Here is an 18,117-nt window from a genome sequence, read left to right on the forward strand (position 1 = left end):
GTCAACATAAGCTGTTTAACAATGTTACGTATGTTAATGCTCCAATACCAGGTGAAATCCTTAATTTAACTTTTGTAAACTTAATTTTGTTTACAATAATTTTAACAATTTTCGTCATATTTATGCTGTTTACAAATGTTAATATTTATTGTATGCCTTAAAATGGTTAAATTTGATTCCAGTAAATTATTTTTCCAGCAATGAACTTTGAATCTATTTATTCTCCCAGCCCTGATTTCTCAAATCGCTATATTTCCCCTGAAAAATTATTTTCTTACCTACAGACAAATCTCAGCGATTATATTCAGGAGATCGGAACTTCTTATTTAGAGAAGCCTATTTATCAATTAAGCATAGGAACCGGAAACATTCAGGTGTTGGCTTGGTCACAAATGCACGGAAATGAATCCAATGCTACGCATGCCATGCTTGATCTTTTAACAAGCCTTGATAAGGTTCCCAAAATGAAGGATGACTTATTTAGTAAAATCAGACTAGATTTTATTTTTATGCTCAATCCCGATGGATCTGAAAGATGGACAAGACTTAATGCAGCAGATATTGATCTTAACCGTGATTTTCATAATGAAGCAAGCAAGGAGATTAAGTTTCTGAAAAAAGCAGCGGCTTCAAAGAAATATGATTATGCCTTAAACCTCCATGAGCAGAGAACCATTTTTACAACAGACGGTATTCATCCGGCTACACTTTCTTTTCTTGCTCCTTCTGAAAATGTAGAACGTACTGTTACCGAAAACAGAAAAAAATGTATGGCTGTAATCGGAAATGTTTATACCCATTTAAAGGAAATGATCCCTAATCAGATCGGAAGATATTCTGATGAATTTTATCCAACTTCAACCGGTGATAATTTTATAAAAGCAGGAATGCCTACCATCTTATTTGAAGGCGGACATTTTGTAGATGACTATACCAGAAAAGGAACCAGAAAATATTATACTATTGCTCTATATTATGCACTGAAAGCAATCAGTGAACTGAACTCAGACAGTACCGGATGGGAAGCTTATTTGGACATTCCGGAAAACAAAGAAACCCACTACGATATTATCTATAGAAATGTAAGATTGAATACAGAACATGAATGTATTTTAGATATTGCCGTTCAGTATAGAGAGATGAAAGAAGATGGGAAAGATGAGATTTCTTTTGTCCCTTTTGTGATGGAAGCAGGAGATGTGAAAAAAAGAAAAGGCTGGCTGGAAATAGATTGCACAGGAAAGAAATTTGTTTCGTCTAATAAATATCCGAAGCTGGATGCAGTAGTAGATTTTACAATAGAAGATTAAACAGTTTCGGCAACCCAAAGGGTTGCCGAAACTGCTTTTTATATTTTCTATGAATAAAAAATCAGATACATATTGTAGTAGGAAAACTATGATTCAGATCCTTAAAAATGAGAAATTATAGATTATCTTTTTCTCAATTTTTTTAATTTATATAATCTGTAAAATCTGCGAGGGGTTTTAATATTTTATTCAATTAATAGAAATCTCTAGTTTACCACTTTAATGCCACTAGCCAGGAACCTGATTTCTTCCTTAGGTTGTGTAATGGCATCAATTTCCGATTGAGGTTTCTTAGCATCCTCAGCATAATGTTTTTGTTCATCTACAGAAATTACTTTTCTTTCAGCATTTCCTTCTAAAACTACATTTTTACCTTTTAAAGCAGTAGGTACAAAGAAAGCATAGTCTTTCATTTTTACAAAAAACTGAGAGTTGTCATCAGTTTGAATAGTCAGCCAACATCCTTTTTTCTCACATACATCGGTAACCTTTCCTTTGATGGCTACATTTTCCAACTTCTTATTTTCTTTTTTAAGTTTCTTTCCCAGTTTGTCTACTGTAATCGCTTTAGACTCTGTATTGGCAGCAACTCCCGCTCCGTAAGTGTCACCTAACAAGGCATTCCCAGCAGGTGGTGAAAATTTCTTTTGTGATGTCTCCTGTGCAAACGCCAGGGTAGAAGCGCTTACAGCAACTGCAAATAGAATAGCTCTAAATTTCATGTTTAATATTTTTTTCAAAAATACTAATTAATATTGAATCATAAATCCATAAAAATTAATAATAAACAGGTGCTTGTGTAAATTTTTAATAAAATTCAAAATGAAAGGTAGATTTGTTTATATTTGACGCCTATACTTGACTATGCATAAAAAACTGAAACTATGGGATGCCATCATGCTTGTAATGGGATCTATGATTGGAAGCGGGATCTTTATTGTAAGCGCTGACATGATGCGTAATTTAGGCTCCGGTTATTGGTTAATTGTTGTCTGGATTATAACAGGAATCATGACGGTAGCTGCAGCGATAAGTTATGGTGAACTTTCTGCTCTGTATCCAAAGGCTGGCGGACAATATACTTATCTGAAAGAGATCTTCGGTAAAAGAATGGGATTTCTTTATGGCTGGGGGCTGTTCACTGTGATACAAACCGGAACAATTGCTGCCGTGGCAATGGCTTTCGGGAAGTTTACAGCATACCTGATTCCCTCACTGAATGATGCTGCCCCTATTTTCCAAAGTGGGGAATTCAAGATTACATGGATACAAATCTTAGCCATTGCAGTTATTCTTTTGCTTACTTACATCAATACAAGAGGGGTTGAAAGTGGAAAATTTTTGCAGAATATATTTACAGGATCTAAAATTTTAGCTTTATTAGGACTGATTGCTGCAGGATTTATCCTGGTTGATTTTTCTCATTTATCTGAAAACTTCAATCTGGGAATGGATTCTTTTAATAATCTTAAAAAAGATCTGAGCGGTAATTTCTTGAAAGAAGGCTGGGAACCTATTGGCGGAATGACATTAATGGGGGGTATTGCTGCAGCAATGGTAGGTTCAGTTTTCAGTTCTGTAGCTTGGGAAAGCGTAACATTTGTTTCCGGAGAAATTGAAAATCCAAAGAAAAATGTTGTAAAATCAATGATCTATGGAACTTCTGCTGTGATGCTTTTATATATAGCCGTTAATTTTGTGTATTTAAATGCTTTGGACAGAGACAGTATTGCCTTTGCAACCAATGATAGAGTGGCTGTAGCAGCATCACAGAATATTTTTGGAAGTGCAGGAACTATAATCATTGCGGTATTGGTGATGATTTCCACTTTCGGATGTGATAATGGTCTGATCTTAGCCGGAGCAAGGGTATTTCAAACCATGGCAAAAGACGGTATGTTCTTTAAATCTGCAGAAAAAAACAATAAAAATGATGTACCTGAAAATGCATTATGGATGCAGGGAATCTGGGCTTCTTTACTATGCCTGAGCGGACAGTACGGAAACCTGTTGGATATGATTTCGTTTGTAATTGTCCTGTTCTATATGATTACGGTTTTCGGAGTCATTTATTTAAGAGTTAAGCAACCTGCATTGGAAAGACCTTATAAAACATGGCTATATCCGGTTACTCCAATCGTATACCTTATTATAGGAACTGTTTTCTGCATCCTATTATTAATATATAAGCAGCAATATACATGGCCAGGATTCTTACTGGTATTATTAGGACTTCCGGTGTACTATTTTATCAACCGTAAAAAGATAGATCAATAGATTAATATAATATAGATAATGGTTTCAGGGCTTTCAATTCAGTTTGAAGGCCCTCACTTTTGAATAATATTTTAATTTATTATAACAATTATTTAGTGAAAATGTGTATTTTGGTATTTCGTTTTTAAGTAAACGCGACCATGAAGTAAAAAACAAGAAGCTATGGATACACCAAATTACAGAATGCCCTTTGTACCGTCCACTCTAATGACAGAAGGGGGAAGTATCGATACCTGCGATATGGGAGAAAGTATTGCTCACAATATTATGTTGCTGATCACCACCAAAAAAGGAGAGAACAGATACGATGAAAACTATGGAAACGATGTTTGGAACCTGGAATTCGATAATGGAGTAACAAGTGCCATCTGGGAAAATGTTTTTGTCAAAAGCCTTAGAAGACAAATTCTTGAGTATGAACCAAGAATTGTACAGCCACAGATTGATGCTAATATCCAATTTGTAGAACACAGTTACGATACCAAAGAACACACCGAAATTAAAAAGAAAGTAAGAATTGCCATCAATGCGAAGATGGAGGAAACAGGAGAACGTTTCAGTTTTTCAACAGAATTGTTCCTGAGCCCGATGTCTATTGATTAATATTTTTAACAGCGAAAAAAAATTATGAACCTAGATCAAAATATTTATTCCAAAGAATCTGTAAAAGCAAGAATGCTGCAGAATGCAACCAAAGTATGGGGATTGAAAAGTCCGCAGTCTTTAGACCCATTTGTAAAACTATTGATTGATGCATTCAGTACAGAAGTTTTTAAAGCGAATAATGAAATACAGACAGTAAATGCCCGGATTCTTGAAAAACTGGCCAAGCTGTTAACTCCATCCATTTATACCCATCCCATTCCGGCTCATGCGGTTGCTTTCACACAGCCTTATGATTCTACCGAAGTTTTATTGGAACACACAGAGTTTTTCTTCCGAAAGCAAATGACTTCCACGGTAAAATCGGAATCAGATAAACAGCTGAATATTCCTTTTACCCCGGTGGGAAACGTAAGAATTAATAAAGTTCACACTTCAATAATGTTTGTGGGGAATACCTGCTATAGTATTGATGACAGATTTAATAAAATTCCTATTGCAAGATTTAACGGAAGACCTGAAGATTATAGAAAGGTTACAGTTGGGGTTGATGTGAGCAAATATGTGAGCGAATATTTTCCTAAATACATGAGTATATTCTGCTCTAATCCGGCTTTCGAACATTTGGATTTTGTATATAAATTATTACCGTATATTACGGTTTCAAGTAATGGAAACCCTTTGTTTGTAAGAGAAGGATTAAGCTATCTTACAGAAAGTACTCCGGATGGCTATGAGCAGATGTTTAAAGAGCAGTCCATCCGAAGCAAAGTCATTGAAGATATTAAAAGTATCTACCGTCATAAATTTATAGAGATCACAGGACTTTCCAGTAGCTTGTTCTCAGAACCGGGACAACTTCCACAAAACCTGGACTTCCTTGCCGGAAAAGAAGAGATTGTAAAATATCTGGACAATAAGCGTTATTTATGGCTTACTTTTGAATTCCCACCACAGTTTTCCGCAGAAATCCTGGATAACTTCTCATTTGTTCTGAATGCATTTCCAATTTACAACAGAGGTTGGAAAAAAACGGAATACAGCCTTGATATTATGGGAAACAATATTCCTTTAGTAACGGACGAAGGAGAGCACTTCCTGTATGTGGATGAGGTGCAGGATGGAGATGGAAGAAAATATACCGAAATACCATTTACTCCTGCTGATAATCTTAAAAAAGGATTATATACGGTGAGAAAAGGAGGAATGGAGCGTTTCACAAGCAGAAATGCAGTGGATATGATTGCCAATGTGCTGGAACTGACAAGAGATGAGATCGCAGCATTTTCCCTTTTAAACAGAGATAATGTAAAAGGTGTTCTCAGTGAAATGTCTGACAAGATGAAATCTATGGTACAGAAAGTAAACAATGCCAAGAGAAACATCAGACAGGAGCTGAACTACGTAATCATGGAACCTGTAGAAAAAACAGATCATACCTATGCGTCTTTCTGGATCACGCATTGTACATTAGCCAATCACATGCGTCCGGGAACAGAACTTTCCAATCAATTGAAATCACAGACTGTAGTACTGCTTACAGAAACCTTAGGTGGAGCTGAAGAGCAAAAAGGAACTGACAGTATTCAGGCATATAAATATGCTTTGACTACAAGAGATAAGATTATTTCCCTTGAAGATGTCAAAAACTATTGCCGAATGATTCTGAAGGATGAATTAAGAGAAGTAAGGGTAAGAAGAGGAACAATGATTAGTAACAAACCTAAAGAAGGTTTCGTAAGAACCGTTGAGATTGAAATTGTTCCGCAAAACTATTCTTTCTACGGAAGAGCATATTGGGAAAATATGGCAAACATCACCAGAAACCAAATCATTGCCAAAGCAATAGATGGAATTGAATATTTGGTGAAGGTAACCAATGAAGATGTTGAATTTCAGGATATGTAATTTTAAAATATTAAAAACAAAAAAATATGAAGAAGATTATTGTACTTGCAATGGCCCTGTCTTTAACTGCTACAGTGGTAAGCTGTAAAAAAGGTGCCGGAAAACTTGGTAATGCAGTTTTAAATATGGGAGGGGAAGCAGACGCAAATGCTATTATTGATTTTAATAACAATTTTATAGATTCTTATAAAAATACATCCAAACATATTGAAAGGATCTTAAAATATGCAGATGAGGCAGTTGCTAAATCAAAGGGAGAAAATGTCTTGATTATGCCCATTGTTTTGAGCTCAATGGATTACTCTTTTTCAAAAATTAAGGAAGTTCCATCAGGTTTTGATAAAGAGAAGGCTGCTATTGAAAAAGAATTCAATATTTATAAGGATAAAAAAGAAAATATAGATAAAAAGATTGAGGAACTTAAGTCTTATATGACATCTGAAGACTATAAAGATGATAAAGGAGCAAAAGCAGAGGCCATCAGAAAAGAAATCGAGGGTGATGTAAATGCTTTTTATGCAGCTGGGGAGAATATTATGATGAAGATCAAACCCGCTACAGATGCAGCAGAAGAGATTATTTTGAAGGATCATCCAATGAAAGAGTATATTATCTCTTCTAAAAATGTGATGAATTCATTAGATTCCGTAATTGACCTTTTAGGGAGACAATATTCAGGACAATTCAATGAAGCGGAAGCTCAGAAAAAGTATGATGAATATGCCAAAGCGCTAGAAGCTAACACTAAGCTAAACTTTGATGTGAAAGATCAGCAATATTCTTATAAAAAATCTCAGTTTGAAAGCTTCAATAAAAATGCTTCTAACTTTTTAGATTTGTACAGAAAACTAATCAGAGACGCTAAAGAGAAAGGGAAAATTCAGGATAATGATATCCAGCAAGTCGATTCTTCCTATGAAAGTGTATTGGGAGCGTACAATAGCTTTGTGAAATAACCTTTTTTGATTCGTTGTAAAATCAACAATCAATTTTAAAATATGAAATGCCGTAGGATATGCGGCATTTTTTATATTTAAATTTCAAAATGTATTACAATAAAAACTAGTTATTTAAATGAAAAAAACAGTACTTTTTATATCGATTTGTCTTTTCAGCCTTCAGTTAAAAAGTCAGACAATGAATGATCTAAGGAGTAAAATCAATACCATCATATCCACGAAAAATGCAACTGTTGGGGTTTCTGTAAAAGGTATTGAAGATCAAGATACGCTTAGCATCAATGGAAATCAAACAATGCCTATGCTAAGTGTTTTTAAATTCCATATTGCATTGGCTGTTTTAAATCAGGTAGATAAAGGAAAATTAAAATTGGATCAGAAATTTTTTATTAAAAAAGAAGAATTACTACCAGAAACATGGAGTCCGATAAGAGAAGAATATCCGGAAGGAAATATGCCTTTGACATTAGATCAGTTATTAAGATACACCGTTTCCCATAGTGATAATAATGGTTGTGATATTCTGCTGAAGATAGTAGGGGGAGCTCCCATAGTACAGAAATTCGTCAACCAACAGGGCATCAAAGACTTCACCATCCGATTGAATGAACAGCAAATGAATAGCTTTGAATCCTATTTTGTGAATACATCAACTCCTTTAGCTACCACCAATCTTTTAGAAAAATTCTACAAAAAGAAAATACTAAAAAAAGAGACTACAAAATATTTATATCAGATCATGGTAGAAACTTCAAGAGGACTTACCTGGATGAAAGCAGGTTTGCCTGCTGGAACAGAATTAGCCCATCGTACGGGGATTTCAGGAAGAAATGATGAAAATATCAGAGCCGCTATGAACGATGTAGGAATTGTAAAACTTCCCAACGGAAAACATTTCATTTTATCTGTCTATTTAAAAAACATCAATGAAGAAATGAAAGATACAGAAAAGATCATTGCTGACATAGGAAACGCTGTTTGGGAGTACTATGTAAGGAAGCCATAATTACTAGGATGCGTTTCAAATTTTTTTAAAACTGCAATTTTTAAAATAAACTTCCTTATAATCATCTGTGAAAATCAGCGTAATCTGTGTCAAATAAATTCTATAGAAGCGGGCTTTAGCCAGTTTTTTCAATCATAACAGATCCATTGGCTTTAGCCCAAAGCTATATAAGCATTGTTACAGGATCCGGTTCAAAATAAAGTCTTATTATAAAAATTTTAACCCTTTCAGATTAAAAAAAATTCCATAAAATTCCGTAATTTTGCACGTTGTGATTTTCAGGCAAAGTCATTCCAAATTATGAGCAAATCAACAGAATATATAGAAGTTTACGGAGCACGTGAACACAATCTAAAGAATATTAATGTTAAAATTCCGCGCAATGAACTGGTAGTGATTACCGGGCTTTCCGGAAGTGGAAAATCTTCATTGGCTTTTGATACAATTTTTGCAGAAGGCCAGCGTCGTTATATAGAGACATTCTCTGCTTATGCCCGTCAGTTTTTGGGTGGATTGGAACGTCCGGATGTAGATAAAATTGAAGGACTTTCACCCGTTATTGCCATTGAGCAGAAAACAACCAATAAAAACCCTCGTTCTACTGTAGGTACTGTTACAGAACTGTATGACTTTCTCCGTCTTTTGTATGCAAGAGTTTCAGATGCTTATTCATTGTCTACAGGACAGAAGCTGGTAAGTTATACCGAAGATCAGATTCTTGATACCATTAAGGAAAACTATAAAGGAGAAAAAATCATGTTGTTGGCTCCTGTTGTACGCTCCAGAAAAGGACATTATCATGAACTTTTCGTTCAAATGGCCAAAAAAGGGTATGGACAGGCAAGAATTGATGGTGAGCTACAGGATATTGAATATGATTTAAAGCTGGACCGTTATAAAACCCACGATATTGATATTGTGATCGATCGTTGGATCATAGGAGAAAATGCTTCAGAAGGAAGAATGGAAAAATCCCTGCGTACTGCGATGGAAATGGGAGAAGGAATCATCGGAATTCAGAAACTGGGAGGTACAGATATTGAGTATTTCTCTAAAAACCTGATGGATGCTGAAACAGGTCATTCCTTAGCATTACCGGAACCTAATACTTTCTCATTCAACTCTCCAAAAGGTAGCTGCCCAAATTGTAAAGGACTGGGAACAATCAAAAAGATCAACACAGATTATTTCATTGATAACCCTAAACTGTCAATCAACCAGGGAGGTTTGCTGCCATTGGAAGATATTAAGTCTAATAAATGGATTCTGGCACAGATCAAGAATATTCTTGAAATCTTCGGACTAGGAATGACAACTCCATTACAAGATATTCCGGCAGAAGCTTTGGATTATATCTATAACGGATGTCATAAGGAATTCAATAAGGATCTTAAATATGCGGGAATTACCAAGAAGATCAAGATCAGCTTTGACGGTTTGATCGCCTTTATGGAGGAAATTATTGATGAAAGAGAATCCTACGAAGCTATTTTATTGGAAAGACACTTCACTACAGAAGAAATATGTCCGGAATGTGGTGGAACCCGTCTTCAGCCCTCAAGCTTAAGTTTCAAAATTGATGGGAAAAATATTGCTGAGGTCAATGGATTAAGCTTGGCAGATTTAAAAGAATGGCTGGCCGATGTTAAAGATAAATTCTCTGAGAAAAATAAAATCATCGCCCACGAAATATTAAAAGAGATTGAAACCAGACTTCAGTTTTTGTTGGATGTTGGTTTGGACTATCTAAGTTTAAGCAGAAGTTCAAAAACCCTTTCGGGGGGAGAATCACAAAGGATTCGTCTGGCAACACAAATTGGATCTCAACTGGTGAATGTTTTGTATATTCTTGATGAACCAAGTATTGGCCTTCACCAAAGAGATAACGAAAGATTGATTCATTCTTTAAAGAACCTTAGAGATATTGGAAATTCTGTTTTAGTAGTAGAGCATGATAAAGACATGATCTTGGAGGCCGATGAGGTGTTGGATATTGGTCCAAGAGCCGGAAAGTTCGGTGGAGAAATACTTTGGCAGGGAAAACCAAAAGATCTTCTAAAAGCAGATACTATCACTGCTCAGTATATCAACGGAAAAAGAAAGATCGAAATTCCAGCAGAAAGAAGAGCAGGAAGCGGAAAAAATATTGTTCTGAAAGGAGCAACAGGAAATAACCTTAAAAATGTTACGCTGGATGTTCCGCTTGGAAAACTGGTTGTAGTCACCGGAATTTCAGGAAGTGGAAAATCTTCTTTAATTAATGGAACGTTATATCCAATCCTTAATAAGCATTTTTATAGAGCCGTTCAGGAACCTTTACCATACAAGAAGATCGAAGGACTTGATAATATTGATAAAATTGTAGACGTAGATCAGACACCGATCGGGAGAACTCCACGTTCAAATCCGGCAACTTATACGGGAATGTTTACAGATATCAGAAATCTTTTTGCAGAATTGCCTGAAAGTAAAATCCGTGGGTATAAACCGGGAAGGTTTTCTTTCAACGTAAAAGGGGGAAGATGTGAAACCTGCCAGGGGGGAGGATTAAAAGTAATTGAAATGAACTTCCTTCCGGATGTATATGTTCACTGTGAAACCTGCAACGGAAAACGTTTCAACAGAGAAACCCTTGAAGTTCGTTACAAAGGAAAATCCATTTCCGACGTATTGGATATGACAATTGATGAAGCAGTAGAATTCTTCCAACCGATTCCAAAAATCTTTGCTAAAGTGAAAACTTTACAAGATGTAGGATTGGGATATATTACGCTTGGGCAACAGTCCACAACACTTTCCGGAGGAGAGGCACAGCGTATCAAGTTAGCTACTGAGTTAGCAAAAAGACAAACCGGAAATACATTATATATCCTTGATGAACCTACCACAGGATTGCATTTTGAGGATGTAAAAATCCTGATGGACGCGATCAATCAATTGGTAGAACTAGGAAACTCATTCATCATTATTGAACATAATATGGATGTGATTAAACTGGCAGATCATATCATTGACGTAGGACCGGAAGGTGGAAAATACGGTGGACAGATTGTAGCTCAGGGAACTCCGGAAGAGATTGTGAAGTCTAAGAAGAGTTTAACCGGGAAGTTTTTGAAGAGGGAATTGGAATAGGAATATATTAACCTAAATATCAAAAGAATTTGCGCAAGCAGATTCTTTTTTTATTTTTAACTTAGGCTACACACGCTTCGAAGTTGATTGCAGAGGAAAATAAACTGCTTTATTAACCTGAGTTTAGTTTTTATTTTAACCCGTTTATTGTAGGTGATTTTTTGTTAACAATATCATTCATTTACAGTGAAAATAGGAATTAAAAGTCTCAAATTTTACATATTTCAGGATATAAACAACATTCCAATATTAATTTTTAAATTATTTGTCAAATTTAATTAACTGTAAATCAATAATTTAACACTCAATGTTAATTCAATGTTAACTGAAAGTGAATTTAATATGAATTATTTTTAATAACTTTGGTTAAAAGATAAGGATAAACTTATTATAATATTTAAAACCAGTTAGTTATGAAAAATAAAATTCAAATATTGATGGCTTCACTTTTCGTTATCGGATTAGCTACTATAATGAACCAAACTAAAGCACAAACCACAGATAAGAATACAATCCAAGAAATTCAGTTAAGTAAAAGTGAAACTTTTAGTGATATAAGAAATAAACTAATCGCCAATTTTGATCTGGATAATCCTGAATATAAACAAGGAACGGTCAATTCAGTGGTAAAATTTGATATTGCTAAAAACGGAAAAATTGTAAATGTTCATTCTAATGGTGATTGTAAGACGGTAAGCAAAGAAATTGAAACTGTTTTGAGCGAACTGGATTATAGAGTAGATCGCAATAGATTGACAGACAATATGGTGGCATATACCTATGTGATGCCTGTTACTGTAGAAATCCATAACAGATAATATGTATAGGAATCTATATTTAGTTAGAAAGTGTGAATAATGAAATATATAAGCATTAAATTGTAATAATGGATAATAATATTCGTTTTAATTTTACAAAACCATAAAATTAGAACTATATGAAAAATTTAAAAAAGCTGACTAAAGTAGATTTGAAGTCAGTGTACGGAGGAGAGCCAAAAAAATATTGTACCTATTGCGAATGGGCAAATAAAGTATTTTGCAGCGAAATTCCAATCGTTCAGTGCCCATAAAAAATCAAGCCGCTTTTTAAAGCGGCTTTTTTATTGTCGAGCATATTGGATAAAATCATTCAGACTCGTTTTGAGATCCTTGGAACTTCCTATTGAATCAAAAACAATATTATCAATTTTCCATCCTTTTTCAGTGTCAATCAGTTGCAATGTATCAGTCCATAACACCTTTGGAGAGGTCATATCATATTCAAACTGAACAAGTGCTTTTGCCGTTTTATCATGAATAATAATATTTTTGATGGTATAATGGGTATATCCTTCATACAGGCTGGAAAAGATCGCCCCTTCAAATATCAACGGTTTTTCATCCGGATGACTACTGTTTTTCACTTTTTCAATATCTGTTTTTGAAGTATTGATTGCTTTTTCTAATGCCTTTTTTAATTCCGGAGAAAATAATTCATCAGGTATCGGTTGATTGTAAATCATATCATTAGATTTTCCATATTGGCTGTAAAGTTGATTTACTTTTTCAGTAATCAGTTTTTTTTCAGTTGATGGAGATTGTGTTTTGCTGCAAGCTGTAAAGCATATAAGAAAACTTGCATATAGGAAAAGGAGTCGCATCATGATAGAGTATTGGTCTTTTCATTCAAAAGATATACCAAGCATCAGTTGTTGAGTAACTTCTGATCAAAAGCTTAAATTTCCATGACAATATATTCAAATTTAAATTATTTCCTATATTTGTGATAATTAGATCCTAATTAACACAAAAAACACAGCATGAAAAAAAACACGACTTCAGAACGTGTATCCTTTACTGGAGGATACCGTGCTCCTGATAATGCCCAGGCAGTGAAAGAAAATAATACAGCAGGAATTAACCGTGTTGTTAAACTTTCCGCAGTAATCAATGGCGAAATCATTTCAAGTTTTAAACATTTCAAATTAAAGCAAAGTGCAATAACACATCACGAGTTTGAATTAACACTGGCTCATGATGCCTTATCCGAAAAACAAGGTCATCAATTGGAACAGGCCAATACATTTTTGGGAAAACGCCTTACGATAAAAATTGCTTACAAAGATTTCGAAACGAAAAACAGCCCTGAGAGGGTTTTTGTAGGAATTATTACCAAGGTAGGTTTCAGTCAGGAAGCTCACAGCTTGGGAAATATTGTTTTAAAAGGTTTCAGCCCTACTATTCTTCTGGATGTTGCAGCCCATACCCAGAGTTTTGGAGGTGCACAGCCTGTGAATACCGGAATTATAGCTGATGAGGTAATCAAGCAGGGAATAGATCCGTTTTGGTATGACTTCAGAGTGAATGCCAAAGCCTCGTCACAAATTGTCTACAGTACACAATATAACGAAACCCATTACAATTACTTGTGTAGAATTGCCGTGGCTTATGGTGAACAGTTTTTCTATGATGGAGAAGTGCTGCATTTCGGAAATATGCCGGCTCCGGCTGCTCCTCTTGAGCTGATAAGCGGAAGTAATACTTCAAATATTCATACTGAACTTAGGGCAATTCATGCTCAACCTAATTATTACGGATATAACAGCAGTAAAAATACGATGTTGACTTCGGGAGAAACTCCGTTAAAACATATGGGAAATCTTGCTCAAACCGCTTATATAAATAATGAAAGTATTTTCAAGACGCCTTCTCTTCAATCGGCGCCTATCCGGGCAGCTACTGATATGGATGTAGTGAATTCTCAAACCGGAGCATGGGGAAGTAAAGGTGTTGATGTATTTGTAGTATCCGGTGATACCACAATGCCTTTTCTTTATCCCGGTTGCACAGCAGATCTTTATCTGAGAAAACCTGATTCCAGCAAAATAGGGTATTTCACCAAACTCATGATGACCAAGGTTATTCATGAGATTGATACCCTAGGCCATTATAAAGGAAGTTTTGAAGCCATTGCTTCTGATACGGGATATATGCCCAAACCTGAATTTACAGTTCCTTTTGCAGAAACCCAGCCAGCAGTGGTCGTTTCCAATGAAGATCCTTTGGGACAAGGACGTGTAAGGGTAAAATTTCTTTGGCAGCTCAATGAAACTACAGATTTTATCAGAGTAATGAGTCCTGATGCGGGTGGAACAGATCAGATCACCCAAAACAGAGGGTATGTAGCCATTCCTGAAGTAGGAGATCAGGTAATGGTGGGATTTGTTCATAATCATCCCGATCGTCCTTTCGTAATGGGAGGAATGTTTCATGGCGGTGTTGCTCTGGGAGGAGGGATAAATAATCACCTTAAATCGATTCAGACCAGAAGCGGAATTCGTATTCTGATGAACGATGCTGAAGGAAGTGTGAATATTGTAGATCCAAGCGGAAACAATTATTTCATGGATGGAAAAGGAAATATTACCGTATCTGCTCCCAATGATATCAACTTCAATGCGGGCGGAAACCTCAATATCAATGTCGGACAAAATATGTCTACCAGTGTTGGGATGAATAAAACAGATACCGTTACCATGAACCATAGTGAGAGTATAGGAATGATTAAAACCTCTTCCGTAATAGGAGATTCTCAGGTTTTTATAACCGGAAAACTTACAGAGTTTATAGAAGGAGATGTACACAGCGAAGTAAAACAGGAACGTAATGAAATTTCAAGAAAAGAAATGAATTTCAGTACAGAAGAAAATTTTACCACCCATACGAAAAGCTCGATCTTTATGAACAGTGGAGAAAAAGGCCATAATCATTAATACTTTTCCTATGAGCAGAACAAGAATTGTAAACGGAAAGTATACCAAGGTGACCCAAAAGGGGTATAATCTGTACTCTGAAGGAAATACCAATATTACTGCATCAGGTGTAAATAACCTGAATGCTGATAAAGACATACATCATGGTTCAGCGGTGGAAAAAGCGGCAGGTTATCAACCCAAAGATTCCGTAAATGTTTTTATGGGGATGTTTTTTGACGGAACAGGCAACAACAGGTATAATTCTGATAAAACCTATTACAGTAAAATCAATTCCGGAGAAACCTATTATAAAAATGACACCGTTCCCCAGGAATATTACGAAACGATCAAGGATCCCAAAACCGGAAAACAGAAAAAAATAAAAATCTCAGACCGTGACAGTTACTGGAATCCCTATTCGAACGTAGCAAAATTGTTTGATCTTTATAAAGAGAAAAAAAATCCAAGTGAAGATGCAAAAGGAAGTGAAGATGCACATCCGGAATATGGAAACTATGTTATTTTAAAACAATATATAGAAGGAATAGGAACAAAACAGGATAAAGAAGATGATATTGCCGGTTCCTGCGCAGGAAGGGGCGATTGGGGAGTAATTGGCAGAGTAGAAGAAGGAATTAAAAATGTCATAGCCAATGAGTTTGGCAATATTTCTAAAGATAAGAAAATCAATAAGATTGTATTTGATGTTTTTGGGTTCAGCCGGGGTGCTGCCGCAGCAAGGCATTTTTGTAATGAAGTAAAGAAATCTGCAAAATATGATACGGTGATGAGAGATGAGATGGATACCAAGATGGGACGTCCAAGAGTCACTTATGTTTCTGAGCATGCAGGTGGTCTTTTTGGGAAAAGACTGAGTAGAGCAGGGTATAAGCCTGTGGGAGATACTTTTACCATAGAAATTCGTTTTCTGGGGGTGTTTGATACGGTGATTTCGGATATGGTGGTCAAAGAAAATATAGGGTATAAAGTAGCGGGAGCATTGATAACGAATCCTTTAACTGTTCCTTACAGTATTGCTGCTTTTTTGGGACAGGCCTCGCTGCAGAAGATCAAAACCAAAGTCTCAGGGCTGGGGATCAAAAAAATATTTCATATTACAGCACACAATGAGTGGCGGAAGAATTTTGCATTAACCCCTACGGAAGAAGGCTATACTTTATCAATGCTGGGAGCGCATTCAGATATAGGCGGGGGATATGCCCATCTGGATAAATATACCGCGGTACTGGATTATTTTGATGTAAAAGTAGGAGATCATAAAACGCTTCAGGAAAAAGAAAAAATAAGACAGTTTTATATCAACCAGCGTATTTCTACAGAAAAAGAGATTGTGTTTAGGAATACCTACGATCATGTTAAGGAAACAACAGTGACCGGTGCAGGAGTAGGAACACGAGAAATTAAAGCAGAACCGGATTTCCCGGATAAAGAAAAAACAGTATCTACAAGTCCTTATTATCAGATATTCCAGGCTAAAGAATCAGACCATTATATCCTGGAAGATTCTCGGTACATTTCCAATAAATACAGCCTGGTAGCAATGTACATGATGTTGCAGAAAGGAATAGATAATAAAGTCCCTTTTTATAAAGATTATAAGGAAGCGATAAATAAGAAAGGTTTTGTTCCTCATGAATTTGAACATGAAATTCCAGATACGGATAAATATAAAGTTTTAAAGCAGTATATGGATCTGATGCTGGAAGAAAGTAAAAAAGAAGGCGTGGGGATTTATAGTGTGCCGGTTGAAATATATCAGCATATCTGTAATCATTATATCCATCTTTCTGCTAACTTTGGGGGATTGGCAGCAATAGGTGTAAAAACAGGAGACCATCACCTTCTGGAAAGTGTAGGTTTTGTCAACCAGCCGGCAGCACCTAAAGTAGATAAAGATGGGAATATCTATTATGAAAGAGAAAAATGGTACCCTTAGATCAATAAAGTATGATAAAGATAAGAACAATAAAAAGTAATATACTATTTCTTACAAGTTTAATATTAGCAGTAAGTTGTCAACCTAAGGATAAATTTGAATGGAATGTGGCTTGGTCAGCACCCAAATTTTACTCAGCTGCTCCAATGCCTATTGAATTTTTTTATCAGGGAAGAAGTGTTGCAGGTACTTCTGCGACAATAGGATCTGCTCCTGGCTGGGGAATAACAAGCGGAGGGTATACGGGTGGTGATATTTATAAACCTGTTCCTGACAGTATCTATATGAAATGGGGTGATGAAGCAGATGGGAATTACTATGAAGGAGGAGCTAAGCTTCCCAGGGAAAAGATGCTTGAATTATTTAAAAAAGGAAAAATAGTTAATGGAAAAAAAGAAAACTATACTCAGATCATAGCAGGAATGGCACCTGGAGGAAATGCCACAATATGGATGGGTGGCCAGACAGGGAATACAGAAATTACAAGACTTAAAATTCCTAATAAAGGAGTCTGGAGAGGAAATGACAAAGCTTATATGGAATCCCAATCAAAATTAAGAGTTTCTCATGAGTATATTAACTCTGAAGCAAGTAAGTATCAATATCTACATGGTATTCCTTATTCAGTTTGGGAAAAAGGAGATAAATTATACAAATATGATCTAGGTTTTAGTAGTGAAGACAATTATAAATATTCAATTACTTATTACTCAAAAGATGGCAGTGTTTACTTTTTAGATTCTGATCCTTACTTTTTACAATGGGGCAATCGTTTTGCAAGCTATCCTAAAAACCCTAATCCACAGCATCAGTTAAAACTTCCTGTACAGATGGATCTGATATGGCATTCGTATGATAATGAATCACGCTGGTTTGAGGGAAGTGTAGTTTTACCTCAAAATCTACAGGGAACATTTGAAAAAGGCCATTATGATCGAATGATTGTGACAATTCCTAAAGATACAGGAGGGGATTTTGTTGAAGGAGAAATTTATTTTGTGAATAAACAGAAACATGATCGGGTAATGGGCTTTCGTTTAGGAAGATTTAATGATGAACATAAAAAATTAATGTCACCTAAATACACACTCCCTAAAGGATTTGTAGTTCCCAAATGGGAAGGCAGAATTCCCATTCAAAAGCCTACCGATCTGGAATACTGGCAGGAGGAATAACAATAAGGGATAGTATTTATACTATATAACCTTTGCTGCCATGTGCTACAATCT

At 35.6% G+C, this 18,117-nt stretch carries 14 protein-coding genes; 12 read left to right on the top strand and 2 right to left on the bottom strand.

The features are described from left to right. The first annotated feature begins 200 nt into the window (after positions 1-200). Positions 201-1,310, top strand: a complete 1,110-nt coding sequence (locus NBX25_RS13555; protein ID WP_250254011.1) for a M14 family zinc carboxypeptidase — start codon at positions 201-203, stop codon at positions 1,308-1,310. Positions 1,311-1,516: 206 nt separating this feature from the next. On the opposite strand, the gene NBX25_RS13560 is transcribed toward NBX25_RS13555, so the two are convergent. Continuing rightward, the gene (locus NBX25_RS13560) at positions 1,517-2,032 is read right to left on the bottom strand and encodes a DUF4920 domain-containing protein (protein WP_123856051.1); all 516 of its coding nucleotides are present in this window, start codon (positions 2,030-2,032) and stop codon (positions 1,517-1,519) included. A 142-nt stretch (positions 2,033-2,174) separates the two neighbouring features. Here NBX25_RS13560 and NBX25_RS13565 point away from each other — a divergent pair, with 142 nt between their 5' ends. The 8 genes from NBX25_RS13565 (at position 2,175) to NBX25_RS24890 (ending at position 12,267) form a co-directional block, all read left to right on the top strand. Then, positions 2,175-3,587 carry an APC family permease gene (locus NBX25_RS13565; RefSeq protein WP_250254012.1) on the top strand — a complete coding sequence of 471 codons (1,413 nt, stop codon included), beginning with the start codon at positions 2,175-2,177 and terminating at the stop codon, positions 3,585-3,587. A 162-nt stretch (positions 3,588-3,749) separates the two neighbouring features. Continuing rightward, positions 3,750-4,190 carry a GPW/gp25 family protein gene (locus NBX25_RS13570; protein WP_089736402.1) on the top strand — a complete coding sequence of 147 codons (441 nt, stop codon included), beginning with the start codon at positions 3,750-3,752 and terminating at the stop codon, positions 4,188-4,190. A gap of 24 nt (positions 4,191-4,214) precedes the next feature. Then, positions 4,215-6,098 carry a type VI secretion system baseplate subunit TssF gene (locus NBX25_RS13575; protein WP_123911303.1) on the top strand — a complete coding sequence of 628 codons (1,884 nt, stop codon included), beginning with the start codon at positions 4,215-4,217 and terminating at the stop codon, positions 6,096-6,098. Positions 6,099-6,124: 26 nt separating this feature from the next. Beyond that, positions 6,125-7,054 (top strand): DUF3829 domain-containing protein, encoded by a 930-nt coding sequence (locus NBX25_RS13580; protein WP_164464484.1) that lies wholly within the window; start codon positions 6,125-6,127, stop codon positions 7,052-7,054. A gap of 181 nt (positions 7,055-7,235) precedes the next feature. Then, positions 7,236-8,063, top strand: coding sequence for a class A beta-lactamase, subclass A2 (gene bla / locus NBX25_RS13585; protein ID WP_250254014.1), 828 nt, complete (start codon positions 7,236-7,238; stop codon positions 8,061-8,063). Between the two features lie 300 nt (positions 8,064-8,363). After that, positions 8,364-11,195, top strand: coding sequence for an excinuclease ABC subunit UvrA (gene uvrA / locus NBX25_RS13590; RefSeq protein WP_250254016.1), 2,832 nt, complete (start codon positions 8,364-8,366; stop codon positions 11,193-11,195). A 413-nt stretch (positions 11,196-11,608) separates the two neighbouring features. After that, positions 11,609-12,013: a hypothetical protein gene (locus NBX25_RS13595; RefSeq protein WP_123911307.1), complete on the top strand. Its 405-nt coding sequence runs from the start codon at positions 11,609-11,611 to the stop codon at positions 12,011-12,013. Positions 12,014-12,132: 119 nt separating this feature from the next. Next, positions 12,133-12,267, top strand: a complete 135-nt coding sequence (locus NBX25_RS24890) for a bacteriocin-like protein (protein WP_123856045.1) — start codon at positions 12,133-12,135, stop codon at positions 12,265-12,267. A 30-nt stretch (positions 12,268-12,297) separates the two neighbouring features. Here NBX25_RS24890 and NBX25_RS13600 read toward each other — a convergent pair whose 3' ends face one another. Further along, positions 12,298-12,840: a DUF3828 domain-containing protein gene (locus NBX25_RS13600; RefSeq protein ID WP_250254017.1), complete on the bottom strand. Its 543-nt coding sequence runs from the start codon at positions 12,838-12,840 to the stop codon at positions 12,298-12,300. Between the two features lie 156 nt (positions 12,841-12,996). Here NBX25_RS13600 and NBX25_RS13605 point away from each other — a divergent pair, with 156 nt between their 5' ends. Genes NBX25_RS13605 through NBX25_RS13615 form a run of 3 tightly spaced genes read left to right on the top strand, consistent with a single transcriptional unit; the run spans position 12,997 to position 18,063 of the window. Further along, positions 12,997-14,949 carry a type VI secretion system Vgr family protein gene (locus NBX25_RS13605; protein WP_250254019.1) on the top strand — a complete coding sequence of 651 codons (1,953 nt, stop codon included), beginning with the start codon at positions 12,997-12,999 and terminating at the stop codon, positions 14,947-14,949. Between the two features lie 10 nt (positions 14,950-14,959). Next, positions 14,960-16,888, top strand: a complete 1,929-nt coding sequence (locus tag NBX25_RS13610; protein WP_250254020.1) for a phospholipase effector Tle1 domain-containing protein — start codon at positions 14,960-14,962, stop codon at positions 16,886-16,888. A gap of 11 nt (positions 16,889-16,899) precedes the next feature. Next, the gene (locus NBX25_RS13615; RefSeq protein ID WP_250254021.1) at positions 16,900-18,063 is read left to right on the top strand and encodes a DUF2931 family protein; all 1,164 of its coding nucleotides are present in this window, start codon (positions 16,900-16,902) and stop codon (positions 18,061-18,063) included. The last annotated feature ends 54 nt before the right edge of the window (positions 18,064-18,117 follow it).

The organism is Chryseobacterium sp. Marseille-Q3244, from assembly GCF_940807095.1.
GTDB lineage: Bacteria > Bacteroidota > Bacteroidia > Flavobacteriales > Weeksellaceae > Chryseobacterium.